The organism is Arthrobacter sp. UKPF54-2 (assembly GCF_007858535.1).
In the GTDB taxonomy this organism is placed as follows: domain Bacteria; phylum Actinomycetota; class Actinomycetes; order Actinomycetales; family Micrococcaceae; genus Arthrobacter.
In genome coordinates, this window is record NZ_CP040174.1 from 946,528 (window position 1) to 964,405 (window position 17,878).

A 17,878-nucleotide genomic window follows, 5' to 3' on the forward strand; every position below is an offset into this window, starting at 1 on the left:
CCTGCAAGAGCGGGCCGGGCGGGTCAGGCGGGCGCGACTTTCGCCCGGGACCGGCCGTGCAGGGCGAACACCGTAAATGCCAGCGCCGCGAGCGCCGTGACCACTAGCAAAAGCAGCCCGATCGAATAGCTGTGCGTCGCGGCGTCGTAGGTGGCGCCCATGACCAGCGGCGGGAAGTAGCCGCCCAGGCCGCCGGCGGCGCTGACCACTCCGCTGATGCTGCCGACCTTGCCCGCCGGGGCGAGCACCCCGACCCAGGCGAAGACGCCGCCGGTGCCCAGGCCCAGGGCCGCCGCCATGGCGACGAACGTCAGGCCGGCAGGCACGTCGCCGTCGGGCTGCAGGTTCACCACCCAGGCCAGGACGGCGACGCCGGCGAGAGAGACCACCACCACGGGCTTGGGGCCGAACCGGTCCGCGAGGACGCCGCCCAGCGGGCGCGCGAGCACCGCGGCCAGCGCAAACCCGGCGGTGCGGGCACCCGCGGCGCTGGGATCGAAACTGTAGACATCGCGCAGGTAGGTGGGCAGGTAGGTGGCGAAGGACACGAATCCGCCGAAGACGACGGCGTAGAGGAAGCACATCTTCCAGGTCACCGGGGTCCTGGCGGCGTCGAGCAGCTTGGGCAGCACCGGGGCGTTGTTCCGGCTCCAGCCGGGCGATTCCTTCATCAGGAACCAGACCAGCGTGGCCATCACGGCCAGGACCGCCGCGATCAGCAGGTGCGTGGGGAAGTACCCGATCCAGGCGACCAGCCGCGGGTTCAGGAACGCCGCCAGGGCGGTGCCGCCCATCCCTGCGCCGAACACCCCGGTGGCGAAGCCGCGCCGTGACGGTTCGTACCAGGCACTGACGAAGGGGATGCCGACGGCGAAGACAGTTCCGGCCACACCGAGAAGCAGCCCGGCGCCGAGCACCAGCGCGAAGGACCGGAGGGTGCCGCCAAGTGCCACCAGCAGGATCGGGACAATGGCCGCCAGCAGGACGAAGCTGAACATGGCGCGGCCGCCGTACTTGTCCGTCAGGGCGCCGACGACGATCCTCCCCAGCGAGCCGACGAACACCGGCATCGCGACGAGGATGCCCGTGGTGGCGGGGTTGAGCTGGAGGTTCTGGGTGTAGAAGGCCCCCAGTGTGGCCACCGAATTCCATGCCCAGAAACCCGCCACGGAGGCGGCGGTGGCGAGCACCAGGTTGAGCGTCCGGCCGCCCGGGGCGGCTGCGGACGGGGTAGCTCCGGCCATCGTGTTGTCCTTTCGATTCAGCGGGGCTGGGTCACCAGCGCCGGCAACTCACCGGTTCCGGGTGTCCCGGTCTCGGGTGCCGACGGCGGACCAGCCACGGCGGGCGGCGGGGGTGGAAGGCCGCGCGGGGGCACCGGCGCTGGCCCCGCCGCGGCCGCGGTCACGGTCACGGTCACGGGAGCGGTACACGATGTAGGGCCGGAAGAGGTAATGGAACGGGGCCGTGAAGGCGTGGACCAGCCGGGTGAACGGCCAGATCACAAACAGCGCCATGCCCACCAGGGTGTGCAGGTGGAAGGAGAACGGCGCCGCCGCCATCGCCGCGATGTCCGGCTGGAGGATGAACAGCGAGCGGAACCACGGGGCCACCGTCTCGCGGTAGTTGTGCCCGTGTTCCCCCTCGAAAACGCTGGCCAGGGTGGTCCACAGGCCAAACACAATCGCCGCTGCGAGTACCACGTACATGGTCTTGTCGTTCTTGGTGGTGGCCATGAAGATCGGCCCGGTGGTGCGGCGCCGGTAGATCAGCAGGAGGATCCCGCCGAGGGTCCCCACCCCGGCGATCCCGCCCACGGCCAGGGCATTGAAATGGTAGAACTCCTGGCTCATGCCCACGGCCTGGGTCCACGCCATCGGGATGACCAAGCCGAAGAAGTGCCCGGCGATCACGGCGAGCAGGCCGAAGTGGAACAGCGGCGAGGCGATCCGCAGCAGACGGGATTCGTAGAGCTGGGAGGACCGTGTGGTCCAGCCGAACTGGTCGTATTTGTACCGCCAGACCAGCCCGCCCACCAGGATAACGACCATGACGTAGGGCAGGACGCCCCAGAGCACGATGTCCAGGGCGGTGAGTCCGGCGGTTGCTCCGGGTTCGGCTCCGAGTGCAAGCATTCTCAGGCCCCCTTCACGGGCAGCAGGCGCGGGTCGTAGGGGTCCAGGCCCACCGCTTCGGTGGGCGGTCCGTAGCCGGCCATCCGCATGACGGCCTGCTCGTCCGCCGGGGATTTCCCGGGCAGGGTGGCGCAAATGGCCTGCAGGATCCGGGCGTGCGGAAGCCCGTCCCGGAGCAGCCCGAAACGGAGCATCTCCAGGCTCGCCCGGAAGCGGATCAGCAGCCCGCGGCCGGCAGCCAGGTCCACCACCGCAGCGTATTCGAGGACCATCGGAAGGTAATCCGGCAGTTCGCCGTGGGTGTCCACCAGGATGTCGCTCTGCCGGTACGTCTTCTTGAAGTTGCCCAGGACCTCGCCGCGGCGCCGGGTGTCCCCGTCCGTCCAGTAGGACAGGTGCAGGGCGTGGCGTTTGCCAAGGTCGAACTCGCGCACGTAGCTGACCTGGTTCTCCATCAGCGGCGTGGTCTCCAGTGCGTCCAGCACCTCTTTGAAGTCGGCGACGGCGTGCGGGAACTCCGCGAGCGCGGCCCGCATCAGGGGGACCTTGCCGAGCAGGTCCTCGTCCGGGTAGGACAGGCACCACGCTGCGGCGAGGTACAGCACCTGGTCGCGGCGGCTCATGGCTGGTCCTCCGCCGCGGCCAGGGTGCCCGGTTCCGGCCCCTTCTCCGGGAAGAGCCCGGCCGGCGCCCCGGTCCCGTCCCAGTTGAGCAGGTTCACGCGGCCGCGCAGGGTGGAGTCGCCGGGCGCGGCACCCGACGTCTGCCGGTCCCGGAGGGCGTTGAAGGTTTCCACCGCCACCGGGACAGGCCGCCCGCTGGCCTCGCCGAAGGGTGAGGAATCCTGCATGCCCGGCCCGCCGTCGAAGTCCAGCGAGCAGCCCATCTCCTCCAGGTCGTGGGCCTGTTCCCCATGGGCCTTGGGGATCACGTAGCGTTCCTCGTACTTTGCGATCGCCATCAGCCGGTACATCTCGTACATGGTCTGGCTGTCCATCCCCACCGCTTCCGGGATGGAGTCGTCCGGGTCGTTGCCGAGGCTGATGCCCCGCATAAAGGAACGCATCGCCGCGAGTTTCTTCAGCACCGCGGTGACCCGGCCGGCGTCGCCCGCGGTGAAGAGTTCGGCGAGGTATTCCACCGGGATCCGCAGCGCGTCGATGGCGCCGAACAGGTTGCCGGCATCCTCGCCGTCGTGCCCCTGGTCCCGCAGCAGGTCCACCACGGGTGAGAGCGGCGGGACGTACCAGACCATCGGCATGGTCCGGTATTCGGGGTGCAGCGGCAGGGCCACCTTGTAGACCTTGGCGAGGGCGTAGACCGGCGATCGCCGGGCGGCGTCGATCCAGTCCTCCGGGATGCCCTGGGCGCGGGCGTCGGCCTGCACGGAAGGGTCGTTCGGGTCCAGCAGGACGTCCATCTGGGCGTCGTAGAGTTCCTGCGGGTCGGTGACGGCGGCCGCAGCGGTGACGGCGTCGGCGTCGTACAGGAACAGTCCCAGGTACCGCAGCCGGCCCACGCATGTTTCCGAGCAGACCGTCGGCAGCCCCACCTCCACCCGCGGGTAGCAGAAGGTGCACTTCTCGGCCTTGCCGGTCTTGTGGTTGAAGTAGATCTTTTTGTACGGGCAGCCCGTGACGCACTGGCGCCAGCCGCGGCACTTGTCCTGGTCCACCAGCACAATGCCGTCCTCCACCCGCTTGTAGATCGCGCCGCTGGGGCAGGAGGCCATGCAGGAGGGGTTCAGGCAGTGCTCGCAGATCCGCGGCAGGTAGAACATAAACGTCTGCTCGTAGGCGAACTTGATCTTGTCCTCGGATTCGCGCCGGACCTTTTCCACGATCGGGTCCAGGTGCCCGTTCTCGGCGGAGCCGCCCAGGTCATCGTCCCAGTTCGCGGACCAGGTGATCTTGGTGTCCTCGCCGGTGATCAGGGACTTCGGCCGGGCCACCGGGAAGTCGTCGCCCAGCGGCGCGTCCACGAGGGTTTTGTAGTCGTAGGTCCAGGGCTCGTAGTAGTCCTTGAGCTCGGGCTGGACCGGGCTGGCGAAGATCCCGAAGAGCTTCCTGACCCGTCCGCCGGCCTTGAGCACGAGCTTGCCGCGTTTGTTCAGCACCCAGCCTCCGTGCCAGCGTTCCTGGTCCTCGTAGCGGCGCGGGTACCCCTGCCCCGGGCGGGTTTCGACGTTGTTGAACCAGACATATTCGGTGCCCGCACGGTTGGTCCAGGCCTGTTTGCAGGTCACCGAACAGGTGTGGCAGCCGATGCATTTGTCCAGGTTCATGACCATGCCCATTTGAGCCATCACACGCATCAGTACTGCACCTCCTGGGAACGACGGCGGACGGTGGCCACCATGTCCCGCTGGTTTCCGGTGGGGCCGAGGTAGTTGAACGCGTACGCCAGCTGCGCGTAGCCGCCGATCAGGTGCGAGGGTTTGACCAGCAGCCGTGTCACGGAGTTGTGGATCCCGCCGCGCCGGCCGGTGGCCTCGGACTTGGGCACGTCGATGGTGCGTTCCTGGGCGTGGTGGACGTAGACGACGCCGGCGGGCATCCGGTGGCTGACGATCGCGCGGGCCACCAGGACGCCGTTGATGTTCAGGCATTCCACCCAGTCGTTGTCCTTGACCTGGATGGCGGCCGCGTCGGCGGGGCTCATCCAGACGGTCGGCCCGCCGCGGGAGAGCGAGAGCATCAGCAGGTTGTCCTGGTATTCGGAGTGGATGGACCATTTGGAGTGCGGGGTGAGGTAGCGGACCACCACCTCCATCGCCCCGTCCCGGCCCAGCTTGGGTTCGCCGAAGAGCCGGTGCATGTCCAGCGGCGGCCGGTAGATCGGCAGCGCCTCACCGATGTCCCGGATCCAGTCGTGGTCCAGGAAGAAGTGCATCCGCCCGGTCAGCGTGTGGAAGGGCTTGAGCCGCTCGATGTTGATGGTGAACGGCGCGTACCGCCGGCCGCCGGTTTCGGAGCCGGACCACTCCGGGGAGGTGATCACCGGGACCGGGCAGGCCTGGGTCTGGGCGAAGGTGATGAACTTTTCCTCGGAGCCCTCGGAGAGGTCTGCGAGTGTCCTCCCGGTGCGGATTTCGAGGTCCTTGAAGCCCTGGACGGACAGGGCGCCGTTGGTGGTGCCGGAGAACGCCAGGATGGCCTCGGCCATCTTCGCGTCGGTGTCGATCGCGGGGCGGCCGTCCGCGGCGCCGCCGAGCATCACTCCGTTGGAGCGGCTCAGCCGGTCCAACGCGCCGGCAAGTTTGTAGGTGACGTTCTTGACCGTGAAGCCCAGCTTGTCGGCCAGCGGCCCGACGGCGGCCAGCTTGTCCGCGATGGCCGTGTAGTCCCGCTCCACGACGGAAAAGACGGGCATGTTCTGGCCCGGAACCGCCGGGATGGACGCGTCCCGCCAGTCCCGGACAACACCGCCGGGCTGGGCGAGCTGGCCGGGGGTGTCGTGCTGCAGCGGCACACTGACGAGATCCTTGCGGACGCCAAGGTGGGTTTTGGCCTGCCGGGAGAACTCCCGGGCCAGCAGGTGGAACATGTCGAAGTCCGTTTTGGTCTCCCACGGCGGGTCGATTGCCGGGGTGAAGGCGTGCACGAAGGGGTGCATGTCGGTGGAGGACAGGTCGTGTTTCTCGTACCAGGTGGCGGCCGGAAAAACGACGTCGGAGAGCAGCGTGGTGGAGGTCATCCGGAAGTCCGCCGAGACCAGCAGGTCCAGTTTCCCTTCCGGCGCCTGCTCGTGCCATTTCACATCCCGGGGTCTGAGCCCTTCGGCGTGGTCTTTGCCGAGGACGTTGTTGTGCGTGCCCAGCAGGTTCCGCAGGAAGTACTCGTTGCCCTTGGCCGAGGAGCCGAACAGGTTGGAGCGCCACAGCACCAGGGTCCGCGGCCAGTTTTCCGGGGCGTCCACGTCCTCGATCGCCGGGTTCAGGGTGCGGTTCTTGAGCGCGGCCGCAATGTAGCCGGGGGTGTCCTTTACGGTGCCGGCGGCGACCGCGGCTTCCGCCTCGTCCGCGATATCCAGCGGGTTGCGGTCGAACTGCGGGTAGAACGGCATCCAGCCCAGCCGGGCTGACTGGGCCAGGGCGTCGGCGGTGTGCATGCCGTCCAGCGCCCCGGTGGACAGCGGGGACTTCAGCGCGTCGGCGGAGTACCCGTCCTGCCGCCACTGGTCCGTGTGCATGTACCAGTAGCCGGTGCCGATCATGGTCCGTGGCGGCCGGGACCAGTCCAGCGCGTTCGCGAGGGACACCCAGCCGGTGGCCGGCCGGGTCTTTTCCTGGCCCACGTAGTGCGCCCAGCCGCCGCCGTTGCGGCCCATGCAGCCGGTCAGCATCACCAGCGCCAGCACGGCACGGTAGGTGGTGTCGCCGTGGAACCACTGGCAGATCCCGGCGCCCATAATGATCATGGACCGGCCCTTGGACTGCTCGGCGTTGCGGGCGAATTCGCGGGCCACCCGGATGCAGGCCTGCGCCGGAACGGAGGTGATTTCCTCCTGCCAGGCCGGGGTGTAGGGCGTCGCGGCGTCCTCGTACCCGGCGGCCCAGTCCCCCGGGAGCCCGTCGCGGCCCACGCCGTACTGGGCCAGCATGAGGTCGAACACGGTGGTGACCAACTGGCCCTCCACCTCCATAACCGGCACCCCGCGCTTCAACACGCTGCCGTCGCCGCCGGCGTCCTCGAAGCACGGCAGCAGGATCTCCGCGCTTTGCCCGGAGACCTCGCGCAGCGACAGCGCCGGGTCGATCCCTTCGAGGTCGAGGTTCCATTTGCCCTCGCCGCTGCCGGAGTAGCGGAACCCCATAGACCCGTTCGGGACAACGGGCAGCCCGGTCTTCTTGTCGAACAGCACGGTGCGGAAAGCCGCGTCCTCGGCGCCGGCCTCCGCGGGGAGGTCCTGGGCGGTGAGGAACTTGGACGGCGTGAGGGTGCCGTCGTCGCGCCGTTCCAGCCGGACCAGGAACGGCAGGTCGGTGTACTGGCTGACGTAGTCGGTGAAGAACGGCACCTCGCGTTCGACGAAGAATTCCTTGAGCATGACGTGCCCCATCGCCATCGCCAGCGCCGCGTCGGTGCCGGCCTGGGCGGGGAGCCATTCGTCGGCGAACTTGGTGTTGTCCGCGTAGTCCGGGCTGACCGTGACCACCTTGGTGCCGCGGTACCGCACCTCGGCCATCCAGTGCGCGTCCGGCGTGCGGGTGACGGGGACGTTGGAGCCCCACATCATGAGGTACCGCGCGTCCCACCAGTCGCCGGATTCCGGGACGTCGGTCTGGTCGCCGAAGACCTGCGGGCTGGCCACGGGCAGGTCGGCATACCAGTCGTAGAAGGACGTCATCACCCCGCCGATCAGCTGGATGAAGCGGGTCCCGACGGCGTGCGAGACCATGGACATCGCGGGGATGGGCGAGAACCCGGCGCAGCGGTCCGGCCCGTAGGTCTTGATGGTGTTCACGTGCGCGGCGGCCGCGATTTCGACCGCTTCCTGCCAGGAGACGCGTACCAGGCCGCCCTTGCCGCGGGCCTGCTGGTAGCGGCGGCGCCGCTCCGGGTCCCCGACGACGTCGGCGAACGCCAGCACCGGGTCGCCGAGCCGGGCCTTGGCCTCGCGGTACATCTCCACCAGGACGCCGCGGGCGTAGGGGAAGCGGACCCGGGTGGGCGAGTAGGTGTACCAGGAGAAGGCCGCGCCGCGCGGGCAGCCCCGCGGTTCGTATTCGGGGCTGTCCGGGCCCACCGAGGGGTAGTCGGTCTGCTGGGATTCCCAGGTGATGATGCCGTCCTTGACGTACACCTTCCAGGAGCAGGAGCCGGTGCAGTTCACCCCGTGCGTGGACCGGACCACCTTGTCGTGGCTCCAGCGGTCCCGGTAAAAGATGTCGCCCTTGCGGCCGCCTTCCCGGAACACCGCCCTGCCGTCGTCGGTCTGGTCCCATTTCGTGAAAAATCGGCCCAGCTTCAACATTGCATCCGAGGCGGGTCCGTCCAACCCCGCGGAGCCTCCGGCAGTCATGCCCCCAAGCTAGGGGCCGGATTCAGCCTCCGATAGGGCCCTCCGGCACTGGGCAGTCGCATAGCGTGTGCGCGTCGCCGGGCGGCCCGGCCCCGGGTCAGAAGTTGATTCCCTTGACGAGGGCGAGGAGCTGCTCCTTGGTCTGTTCGATGGTGGGGCCTGTCGGGGAGACAAGGACCTCTGCGACAAAGATGGCCATGTTCTGGCCGCGGGCCACCATAAGGGACATGATCGTGACCGGTACGTCGCTGGGCGGACGCAGTGCCTTCGGTCCGCCGGGATCCGTCCGGACAATGAGGATTGCCCGGTCTCCGACGCCGTCCACATTCTGGCCGTCCGGCACCGGCCGGGACAGCAATGCTGCCCCGCCCTGATGGAATTCGATGGAGAACCTCAGCGAGTCCGGCCCGGGGGTTCCCAACGCGCCGAAGGTGTACCGGCAGTTGCCCTCGCCGGGAAGGACCTGCGCATCGGTTGTCGCGCCAAACGCCTGTTTGACCGCCTCGGCGCTGACCAGGGCGCACACGGGATTGTCGGTGCTGGCCGGCGGGCCGGCGGCGGGTGCGGACGGGAGACTCAGCGCGCTCCCGTTGCCCCAGCCTCCCTCGACGGCGGCTTGAGCGAGCGCGCGGGCCGTGGCGTTCCCGTCGGGGACGGGGATCCCGGACGCCACCGGCGGGGTGGCCACGACGCGCAGATCCAGCGACTCGTTGCCGCGGACCGCCTTAAGGACGGTGTTGGCCGACGCCCCGCCGGCCTCGCCGCGGAACCACCCCGTCCATTGGAAGCACGCGAAGTCGCCAATGCCCGCGACGGGGGAACAGTCCGACGTCTTCTTCACCTCGGCTATCTCGGTCGCCGACGCGGGCGAGGTCAGCGACACGGTCAGGGCGTTCATGCCCTGGTCAGATTTGCTCGTATAACTGCACAGGTAGGCGGGACTCCCCGGGGGTTTGGCCGCCTGGTTCTGGCCCGCGCCTGCGAAACCCGGGTCGACCTTGGCGGCAATCTGCGGCGTGATCAGCTCGCAGGCCGGATTGCCGGAACCTGACGACGGCGGCCCGGCAGACGGCGTCGAACTCCCCGGTGCACAGGCTCCAAGGAGTAGCACCAGTGCCGCGCAAAGCGCCGGGCGCAGTTGTGAAGCCCGGGTCCGATGAACGCGCATGGTCTCCCCCCAGTCCGCGGAAACCGCCCGCGCCTGTTCGAGGGCCGCTCCGATGGCACCAACGCTAGGGACCAGCGGGTTGCAGCAACAGGGCCAACCGGCCCGCGGGGCGCGAAGTGTACGTTCGCGCGTTAGGCGAAGGGCTCCAGTTCGACGCCGGCCTGCGCCAGGGCGGCGCGGACGGCGGCGGCCACCGACACAGAGCCGGGGGTGTCGCCGTGCAGGCAGAGCGAGTGCGGGGTCAGCCTGATTACGGTGCCGTCCACCGCCAGCACCTCGCCCTTGAGGGCCAGGCGCAGCGCCCGCTCGACGATCTCCTCCGGGTCCTCGATCACCGATTCCTCATCCAGCCGCGGGACCAGGGTGCCGTCCGGGAAGTAGGCGCGGTCTGCGAAGGCCTCATGGAACACCGGGTTGCCGGCGTCCCGGGCGCTCCCCAGCAGCGCGGAATGCTCCAGGCCCAGGATCGGCAGCCCGGGATCGTAGGCCTGGATGGCGGCGACCACGGCGGAGGCCTGTTCGGCGTCGTGGATGGTGCGGTCATAGAGGCCGCCGTGCACCTTGACATAGTCCACCGAGGCGCCCACCGCGTGGGCCACGCCGTCGAGTGCGCCGAGCTGGTATAGGACGGCCCCGAACAGGTCGTCGAAGGTCATGTCCATGGCGCGGAGGCCGAAGCCGGCCAGGTCGGGGTAGCCCAGGTGCGCGCCGACTTTGACGTCGAGCTCGTAGGCCGCGCGGCAGGTGTCCAGCATTGTGACGGGGTCGCCGGCGTGCAGCCCGCAGGCCACACTGGCGCTCGTGACAAGCCGGAACATCGCCGCGTCGTCGCCCATGGTCCAGGAGCCGAAGGACTCCCCCAGGTCAGCGTTCAGGTCCACGGCTCAACCTTCCGCGCCGGGTCCGGCGGCCGGGGCGTCCGGGGCCGCTTCGGCGGGGAGGTCCGGGCCGCCGGGCTGCAGCTCGCCGGGGATGGTGGTGGGCATCGGGCCGAAGGCCTCCTTGGCGTTCTCGATCACGGCGCGTCCCATCATCCGGTTGCCGACGCCGCCCACCACGGCGCCGACGCCGAACGGCAGCGCCCGGCCCAGCAGCGCGGTGCCCTGGCGCTTGAGCAGGTTCCGCAGGAAGGCCTGCTGGATCCGCTGGCGCACGGAGCCGAAGCCGATCAGCGGCGCGCGGCGCGCAAAAAGCGTGCCCCAGGCCTGGGTGGGGCCCTTGCCCTGGCCGGCGGCCTGGCCGCTCAGGGAGCTCAGCAGCGCCGTGCCCTCCTCGCCGAGCATGATCGCCATGACCAGGGTGCTGGCCTTTTCGGGGTCCACCATGCGCACGCCGTGGAGTTCGGCGAGCGAGGTTGCGTACAGGGCGGTGGCCTCGAGGAACCCGACCGTCGCAACCGCGGAGAGCCCCAGGGCGGCCACGGTGCCGACGCCGGGGATAACGGCCGATCCGCCCACCAGGGCCCCGCCGCCGGTGACCGCGGCCAGGTAGTTGCGTTCCAGGATGGCGGCCAGCTGCGCCGCGGAGGCGTGCGGGTGCTTCCGCTGCAGCCGCCGCAGGTTTGCCAGCACCAACGGGCGCTGGATTTCCACCGCGCGCAGAAGCATGTTGTGGACGCCGGCCTTGGGCTTGCCGTCGGCGTCGAACATCGCGCTGTGGGCGGTCTTCTGGGCAATTTTCATTGCCGGGTTGCTGCGCTGGGCCATCGTCGCCTCTCCGGAAACCATAAGGGTGCTGAACTTCTTCCAGCCTTAACACTAGGCCACAGCCCGTCCGACCGCTCCTGCGAACCCGTGCAGGGCCGCCCGACCCGCCGGTTCAGGGCAGCTAGAGGACCCAGGATTCGGCCAGGGCGAGGAAGGCGGAGGAGGACGGCCCCAGCGGGCCGGGGTAGACCGCCGGAGTACCCGGCCATTCCACCCCGAATTCGCTGAGCCCGCCGGTGCTGCAGGGCAGGTAGACGTTGCTCAGGGCAGCGGTGCCGTCGCCCAGCTGGAAATTCGGGGCGGTGAACTGCCGCCGGTCCAGGACCCCGTGGATTGCCAGTTCCGCTTTGTGCCCGGTGGCCCGGAACCCGGTCGCCGGGTCCACCTCCACCGTGAATTCGTCGTGGGTATGCCCGACGCCGGTCAGCGGAAACCTGGCTGCCTCGGGGAAATGGCGGGTGAGCTCGGTAGCCAGGGTTTCGGCGAGGACTTCGTTAGCCCCGTAGCTGCGCCAGCCCTGCAGGGTGGCCACCAGAAGGGCGCTGCCCGCACCCCAGCGGGACCAGTCGGCCTGCCAGAAGGTGGCGAAGCAGCTGGCCGGCTCACCTGGAACCTGGGTGCCGCCGGCGTCCGCGGGGTGCAGAGCCAGGCCCACGTTGATTCCCACAAATGCCAGGCTGCGCCGCACCGGTGCGGTGGCCGTTTTCTCCATGAAAGGAGCCTAGCGGGACGGCAACGGCCCCGGCCGGAAGGTCGTTGCTTCCGGCCGGGGCCGTGTCCTGCCGGGGTTCGCGGACCCGCTTAGCGCGGGGTGCGGATGAGCTTCTTGTTCACGAACTCGTCCATGCCGAACCGGCCCAGCTCGCGCCCGACGCCGGAGCGCTTGACGCCTCCGAAGGGCATGTCGGCCTGGGTCTGGGCGACCGAGTTGATGAACACCATGCCGGTGTCCAACTGGTCGGCAACTTCCTGGGCCTTCGCGGGGTCGGCGCTGAACACCGAGCCGCCCAGGCCGTAGGGCGAGCCGTTGGCCAGGTCGATCGCTTCCTCCACGCTGGCTACCTTGTAGATGACGGCGGCGGGGCCGAACAGCTCCTCGGAGAACGCGCGCATCTCCGGGGTGACGTCGGTGAGGACGGTGGGCTCCACGTAGGCGCCTGGGCCGTCCACCTTGTGGCCGCCGGTGCGCAGGGTGGCTCCCTTGTCCACGGCGTCCTGGATCTGCTCGACAAGGCCGTCCGCGGCGCTCTGGGAGGACAACGGACCGAACCGGGTGTCCTCCTGCTGCGGATCGCCGGGCTTGATCCGGGCCATCCGCTCGGTGAACTTCTCCACGAACGGCTCGTAGAGGTCTTCCAGGACGATGAACCGCTTGGACGCGGTGCAGGCCTGGCCCGCGTTGCCCATCCGGCCCCCGACGGCGGCCTTGACGGTGGCGTCCAGGTCATCGGAGTCGAGCACGATGAAGGGGTCGCTGCCGCCCAGTTCCAGGACGTACTTCTTGAGGTTGCGCCCGGCGACCTCGGCCACGGCCGCACCAGCCCGCTCGCTGCCGGTCAGGGAGACACCCTGGACGCGGGAGTCCGCGATGATCTCCGCCACCTGGTCGTTATCCAGGAAGAGGTTGGTGTAGGCGCCCTTCGGCAGGCCGGCGTCGTGGAAGATCGCCTCGATGGCCAGCGCCGACTGCGGGCAGCTGCCGGCGTGCTTGAGCAGGATGGTGTTGCCCAGGACCAGGTTGGGCGCGGCAAAACGGGCCACCTGGTAGTAGGGGTAGTTCCACGGCATGATGCCCAGCAGCGGGCCGATCGGGGTGGAGCGCACGAGCGCGTCGCCGCCGCCCTTGACCTCCAGCGGCTCGTCCTTGAGGAATTCCGGGCCCTCGGTGGCGTAGTAGTCGTAAATCGAGGCGACCAGCTTGACCTCGCCGCGGGCCTCGACGACGGGCTTGCCCATCTCCTTGGCAATCAGGCGCGCCAGTTCATCCTGCCGCTCACGGTACAGCTTGGCGACCCGGGCGATGACCTTTGTCCGCTCCCCCACGGGCGCCTTGCGCCACTCGAGGAATGCTTGCTGCGCGGCGGCGAGCGCCGTCCCGACCTCTTCCTTGGTAGCCAGCGGAAATTCCTTTTCCGTCTCTCCGGTCGCGGGGTTCACGCTCTTGTAGGCAGTCATTGGTCCACCATCTCCGTTTCTGGCTGGGTTGAGCCGGTTCGGCCGGCCTGATCGCAAGAGCAGGACCGGTCCCTTAGGCGCCAACCGATGGCCAACCCGGACTATTCCAAGCGTCGTGCCGGGTTTCCGGCGCCGCTAAACTGGGCGCATGCCCGCCCCGCGAGCCCTGCGCCCCTTTGTGCACCGCGAGTACCGGGTGCTGATCACCGCGCTGGCGATCTCCATTTTCGGCTCCGGCATGTGGGCTGTCGCGATGGTCTACCAGGTGATCCATCTGGGCGGCGGCCCGCTTGAGCTCTCGCTCGTGGCCGCGGCGGGCAGTGTCGGGCTCGTGGCGTTCGTCCTCGCTGGCGGCATTGCTGCCGACCGGGTTCCGCAGCGCCTCCTGATCATCGGCGTCGAGGGCGCCAACCTGGCCGTCATCGCCGCCATCAGCGGCCTGGCCCTGGCCGGCCGGCTGCAGTTGTGGCACCTGGCGCTGGGAGCGTTTGTGCTGGGGGTCGGGGCGGCGTTCTTCTTTCCCGCCTACTCCGCCATCCTGCCCCGGATCATGCCGCCGGAGGATCTACTGGCGGCCAACGGCATGGAGGGGACAATGCGCCCCATCCTGCAGCAGGCCGCGGGTCCTGCCGTGGCCGGTGTGCTGGTGGCGGCACTGTCGCCCTCGCACGCCGTCACGGGGGTGGCCGCCTGCCATCTGCTGGCCTTCGTCATCCTGAACTTCCTGGCCCGCCCCCGGACGGCCGCCATCGCCGCGGACGGGGACGCACCGGGCAGGACCTCGCTGCTGCAGGATCTGCGCGAAGGCGTGGGCTACACGGTCCGGACCCCATGGCTGCTCTGGACCCTGCTGTGGGCCTGTATCTCCGTGCTGTTCTTCATCGGACCCATCGAGGTGCTGATTCCGTTTGTGGTCCGCGATCAGCTCGGCGGCGATTCCAGCACGTTCGGTTTCCTGCTCGCGGTGATGGGCGTCGGCGGCGCCGGGGCGTCGCTGGCGACCGCCTCGTTCCCGCTCCCGCGCCGGTACCTCAGCGTGATGATGGTGTGCTGGGGCGCCGGCAGCCTGCCGCTGGCCGCCGTGGGGCTAATGGACAGTTTCTGGGCCCTCGCCGCGGCGCTGTTCGTCTTCGGCGCCACCGGCGGGGTCGGGATGGTCATCTGGGGCACCCTGCTGCAGCGCCGCGTCCCGCCGCATCTGCTGGGCCGCGTCTCCAGCCTGGACTTCTTTGTGTCCCTGGCGTTGATGCCGTTGTCCATGGCCCTGGCCGGCCCGGCCGCCGAGGTCCTCCCGGTCTGGCTGATCTTCCTCGTGGCCGGCACCGCGTGCCCGCTGATGACCGTCGTGGCCATGGTCGCGGCCCGGATGCCGGCCGATGAGATCGCCCACCCGCTGGACCCGGGCCAGCCCGGGCCAGCCCGAGCCGGCCGGGCCCGCCTAGCGGACCGGCTTAGCGGCCCGCGCGGACCGGCACTAGCCGGCGGCGCGCACCACCGGGAGCGACGCCGTCGCCGGCCCTGGGAACACCGTGGGCTCCGGGCTCACGACGGCGTGCAACGGCACGGTCACCGGTTCGTTGCCGACCATGAACCGCTCCCCGCGGACGTCGACTTCCAGCGGCGCCCCGTCCGGGACCGTTAGCCGGAGCTGGGTGCCGTCCAGCTCGACGTGCAGCAGCCCGCCTCGGAGTTTCAGGTGGAAGTCCAGGGAGTCCCAGTCGGCGGGAAGCCGCGGATCAAAGTGGGGCACCTCGCCCTGGTCCCGCAACCCTGCGAAACCGCTGACCAGCGAACTCCACACCCCGCCGGTGGAGGCGATGTGCACGCCGTCGATCGTGTTGCCGTGGGTGTCGTCGAGGTCGATATACAGCGCGTGGATAAAGTGCTCCAGCGCGGCCATGCCGTAGCCCACCTCGGCGGCCATGATGCCCTGCACACAGGCGGACAGGGTGGAGTCGCCGGTGGTGATGGGATCGTAGAAGTCGAAGGCGCGGCGCTTCTCCTCCGCCGTGAAGTCTTGCCACTGCAGGAACATCGCCAGCACGGTGTCGGCCTGCTTGAGAACCTGGTGCCGGTAGATCACCAAAGGGTGGAAGTTCAGCAGCAGCGGGTACTTGGACCGCGGCGTGTTCCAGTCCCACGGCTCCAGCGTCATGAAATCGTTGTCCTGCGAGTGGACCTGGAGGTCGCTGTCGAAAGGCAGATGCATCCGGTTCGCGGCCTGCTCCCAGAGCTCCCGTTCGGCGTCGTCGATCCCCGGGTGGTCCAGCGCCGCGGCGGCGCGCAGGTTAAACCGGGCCATGACGTTGGTGTACAGGTTGTCGTTGACGACGGCGGTGTACTCGTCCGGGCCGGTGACCCCGTGGATGTGGAAGAGCCCGTCCTTGCCGAAAAAGCCCAGCGAGGCCCACATCCGCGCCGTCTCGACCAGCAGGTCGGAGCCGAGGGTCGCCTGGAACTCAGTGTCCCCGCTGGCCCAGATGTAGCGGTTGGTGGCGAAGGCGATCGCGGCGGCGATGTGGAACTGCGCGGTGCCGGCGGCGTAGTAGGCGCTGGCCTCCAGACCGTTGATGGTGCGCCACGGGAACAGGGCGCCGTCCACGCTGAGCTCCTTGGCGCGGACCCGGGCCTCAGGCAGCAGCTCGTGGCGGAACTCCAGAACCTGGCGGGCGTTGCCGGGGTTGGTGTAGGTCAGGTAGGGCAGCAAGTACACCTCCTGATCCCAGAAGTAGTGCCCGTCGTAGCCGGAGCCGGAGACGCCCTTGGCCGGGATGCCGGCCACGTCGGCGCAGGCCGTGGCCTGCGCCAGCTGGAAAAGGTTCCAGCGGATGGCCTGCTGCAGCTCGGCCTGGCCGCCCACCACAATGTCGCTGGTGGTCCAGTAGTCGCGGTAGTGCGCCTCGCTCTGGGCGAAGATCTCGGCCACGGACAGCAGGGCGGACTCGGCCGTCTCGGCCGGGTCCTCGTCCGCGGCCCGTCCCACCGCGTAGCTGACGCTTTTCTCCAGCACGAACGGCGCGTCCGGGCTGACCGCAAGTACGTAGCGGACACTGCTGTCGTCCTGGTCCACCTGGGTGTCGAAGGGCTGGACGCCGGCGGAGGTCCAGTGGTCCACGGCCATGCCGAGCCGCTGCTTGGACTCGGCGGCCTCCCAGGAGAGCCGGAGCGAGCCGTCGCCGCCGTCGAGCCGGAGCGGGAGCAGCACACGCCCCGCGTGGCGGCCGGCGCGGCGCGGGTCGTGGGCCGAGTGGTCCTCCACCGGCTGGTCCTGCCGGTTCACCACGGCCGAGGTCACGTCGGCGGAGATGTCCCGGTCGGCCGCGACTTCCAGCGAGATGCCGAGGGCGCCCCGGGCCTGGTACCCCACCGCGCGGCGTTCCGTGGTGGTCACGGTGGCGCCGGAGCGGCACTGCCAGACGATCCGGCATTCGTAGACGCCGGTGGCGAAGTCCACGCTGCGCCGGTAGTCCAGCACCGTGGATTCCTCGAGGCTGAGCATTTCGCCGTCGATGATGACAACGAAGTTGTTGGCGTCCGGGACGTAGAGGATGCGCTGGCCGGTGCGGGCGAAGCCATAGGCGTTTTCCGCGTGCTTGATGTCCCAGATCTCATGGAAGCCGTTGATGAAGCTGCCCGGGAGTTCGGCGTCGACGGCCGCCCAGTGGGCGCCGCGGATGCCGAGGTGGCCGTTGCCGAGGCTGAAGAGGGTCTCCAGCGTGCCGGCGTTGCCGGGCAGGTGGACGGTTTCCACGAGCTGCCAGGGGTCGTTGGGGAACCTGGCGCGGTCCGAGGTGATGAGAGCCATGGTGGGTCCTTTTGGCGGTGGCGGTTGTGCGGGTGGGTGGTGGCGGCCGGTTAGAGCAGTTCGGCCAGGTCGCCGACGACGATTGTGGCGCCCGCGTCGAGCAGGGTCTTCCGGCCAGCCCCGCGGTCGACGCCGATGACCGAGTGGAAGCTCCCCGCGCTTCCAGCCTGGACACCGGAGACGGCGTCTTCGACGACGATGCACGCTTCGCTGGGCAGGCCCAGCAGCTGCGCGGCGTATTCGTAGGTGGCCGGGCTGGGCTTGCCCGGCAGGCCCTCGGAGACCGCGACGACGCCGTCCACCACCACCGGGAAGTAGTCCGAGAGCCCGGCGGCCTTCAGCACCGGAACGGCGTTGCGGGAGGAGGAGACGACGGCAAGCTTCAGTCCCCGCCCCAGTGCGGCCTCGATGAAACGGACCGAACCCTCGTAGGGCGTGACGCCGCCGGCCGCCACGATGTCGTTGAAGACCTTGTTCTTGCGGTTGCCGAGGCCGTGCACGGTGTCGTTGGCCGGATCGTCGTCGGCCGGGCCCTCCGGCAGCACAATGTTGCGGGAGGCCAGGAAGTCGCGGACGCCGTCGAAGCGGGGCTTGCCGTCGATGTGGTCGAAGTAGTCGCTTTCGCGGTAGCCCGGCGCGTCCGGCACGCTCTGGAGAAACCCGTCGAAGAGTTCCTGCCAGGCGCGTTCGTGCACCACCGCGGTGGGCGTCAGGACGCCGTCGAGGTCAAAGAGGATGGCGGAGGCGCCCGCGAGGACACCTGGGGTGCCGGTGCCGTGGGAAGTTTCGGTGCCGTTGGAAATCTCAGTCATGGAGCGAATGTCCTTTCAGACGGTGGCGGGAAAGTCTGCGGAAATCTTGGGAA

The 17,878-nt window shown here is 69.3% G+C and carries 12 protein-coding genes and 1 pseudogene; 1 reads left to right on the forward strand and 12 read right to left on the reverse strand.

Features of this window, described 5'->3' with window-relative positions:
- Positions 1-23: 23 nt before the first annotated feature.
- The 10 genes from E7Y32_RS04235 to E7Y32_RS04280 form a co-directional block, all read right to left on the reverse strand.
- Entirely contained in the window at positions 24-1,244 is a 1,221-nt protein-coding gene (locus E7Y32_RS04235) for a nitrate/nitrite transporter (RefSeq protein ID WP_146336025.1), read from the reverse strand.
- Between the two features lie 48 nt (positions 1,245-1,292).
- Positions 1,293-2,135, reverse strand: a complete 843-nt coding sequence (gene narI / locus E7Y32_RS04240; protein WP_146336026.1) for a respiratory nitrate reductase subunit gamma — start codon at positions 2,133-2,135, stop codon at positions 1,293-1,295.
- 2 nt (positions 2,136-2,137) lie between these two features.
- On the reverse strand, positions 2,138-2,758 hold the full coding sequence (gene narJ / locus E7Y32_RS04245; protein ID WP_146336027.1) for a nitrate reductase molybdenum cofactor assembly chaperone: 621 nt from the start codon (positions 2,756-2,758) through the stop codon (positions 2,138-2,140).
- The gene (narH, locus tag E7Y32_RS04250) at positions 2,755-4,449 is read right to left on the reverse strand and encodes a nitrate reductase subunit beta (protein ID WP_146336028.1); all 1,695 of its coding nucleotides are present in this window, start codon (positions 4,447-4,449) and stop codon (positions 2,755-2,757) included. Before narH ends, narJ begins: the two co-directional genes overlap by 4 nt.
- The gene (locus tag E7Y32_RS04255; RefSeq protein WP_146336029.1) at positions 4,449-8,159 is read right to left on the reverse strand and encodes a nitrate reductase subunit alpha; all 3,711 of its coding nucleotides are present in this window, start codon (positions 8,157-8,159) and stop codon (positions 4,449-4,451) included. The genes narH and E7Y32_RS04255 overlap by 1 nt, the downstream gene beginning before the upstream one ends.
- A 97-nt stretch (positions 8,160-8,256) precedes the next feature.
- Positions 8,257-9,057, reverse strand: coding sequence for a hypothetical protein (locus E7Y32_RS04260; protein ID WP_261382533.1), 801 nt, complete (start codon positions 9,055-9,057; stop codon positions 8,257-8,259).
- 401 nt (positions 9,058-9,458) lie between these two features.
- On the reverse strand, positions 9,459-10,208 hold the full coding sequence (locus E7Y32_RS04265; protein ID WP_146336030.1) for a 5-oxoprolinase subunit PxpA: 750 nt from the start codon (positions 10,206-10,208) through the stop codon (positions 9,459-9,461).
- 3 nt (positions 10,209-10,211) lie between these two features.
- Complete coding sequence (locus E7Y32_RS04270; protein ID WP_146338227.1) at positions 10,212-11,033, reverse strand: hypothetical protein; 822 nt, start codon at positions 11,031-11,033, stop codon at positions 10,212-10,214.
- A gap of 121 nt (positions 11,034-11,154) precedes the next feature.
- On the reverse strand, positions 11,155-11,745 hold the full coding sequence (locus tag E7Y32_RS04275) for a hypothetical protein (protein WP_146336031.1): 591 nt from the start codon (positions 11,743-11,745) through the stop codon (positions 11,155-11,157).
- 89 nt (positions 11,746-11,834) lie between these two features.
- Positions 11,835-13,208 carry an NAD-dependent succinate-semialdehyde dehydrogenase gene (locus E7Y32_RS04280; protein ID WP_146336032.1) on the reverse strand — a complete coding sequence of 458 codons (1,374 nt, stop codon included), beginning with the start codon at positions 13,206-13,208 and terminating at the stop codon, positions 11,835-11,837.
- A 148-nt stretch (positions 13,209-13,356) separates the two neighbouring features.
- Here E7Y32_RS04280 and E7Y32_RS04285 point away from each other — a divergent pair.
- Positions 13,357-14,604: pseudogene (locus tag E7Y32_RS04285) on the forward strand (MFS transporter); the annotation flags it as partial.
- A 78-nt stretch (positions 14,605-14,682) separates the two neighbouring features.
- Here E7Y32_RS04285 and E7Y32_RS04290 read toward each other — a convergent pair.
- Positions 14,683-17,013 (reverse strand): glycoside hydrolase family 65 protein, encoded by a 2,331-nt coding sequence (locus E7Y32_RS04290; protein ID WP_146336033.1) that lies wholly within the window; start codon positions 17,011-17,013, stop codon positions 14,683-14,685.
- A 50-nt stretch (positions 17,014-17,063) separates the two neighbouring features.
- Positions 17,064-17,825 (reverse strand): HAD family phosphatase, encoded by a 762-nt coding sequence (locus E7Y32_RS04295; protein ID WP_146336034.1) that lies wholly within the window; start codon positions 17,823-17,825, stop codon positions 17,064-17,066.
- Between the last annotated feature and the right edge of the window lie 53 nt (positions 17,826-17,878).

Bases quoted from the DNA above. Each gene is read 5' to 3' on its own strand.
- E7Y32_RS04235 (WP_146336025.1), bottom strand. From the start codon at position 1,244: ATGGCCGGAGCTACCCCGTCCGCAGCCGCCCCGGGCGGCCGGACGCTC.
- narI (WP_146336026.1), bottom strand. From the start codon at position 2,135: ATGCTTGCACTCGGAGCCGAACCCGGAGCAACCGCCGGACTCACCGCC.
- narJ (WP_146336027.1), bottom strand. From the start codon at position 2,758: ATGAGCCGCCGCGACCAGGTGCTGTACCTCGCCGCAGCGTGGTGCCTG.
- narH (WP_146336028.1), bottom strand. From the start codon at position 4,449: ATGCGTGTGATGGCTCAAATGGGCATGGTCATGAACCTGGACAAATGC.
- E7Y32_RS04255 (WP_146336029.1), bottom strand. From the start codon at position 8,159: ATGACTGCCGGAGGCTCCGCGGGGTTGGACGGACCCGCCTCGGATGCA.
- E7Y32_RS04260 (WP_261382533.1), bottom strand. From the start codon at position 9,057: ATGAACGCCCTGACCGTGTCGCTGACCTCGCCCGCGTCGGCGACCGAG.
- E7Y32_RS04270 (WP_146338227.1), bottom strand. From the start codon at position 11,033: ATGGCCCAGCGCAGCAACCCGGCAATGAAAATTGCCCAGAAGACCGCC.
- E7Y32_RS04275 (WP_146336031.1), bottom strand. From the start codon at position 11,745: ATGGAGAAAACGGCCACCGCACCGGTGCGGCGCAGCCTGGCATTTGTG.
- E7Y32_RS04280 (WP_146336032.1), bottom strand. From the start codon at position 13,208: ATGACTGCCTACAAGAGCGTGAACCCCGCGACCGGAGAGACGGAAAAG.
- E7Y32_RS04290 (WP_146336033.1), bottom strand. From the start codon at position 17,013: ATGGCTCTCATCACCTCGGACCGCGCCAGGTTCCCCAACGACCCCTGG.
- E7Y32_RS04295 (WP_146336034.1), bottom strand. From the start codon at position 17,825: ATGACTGAGATTTCCAACGGCACCGAAACTTCCCACGGCACCGGCACC.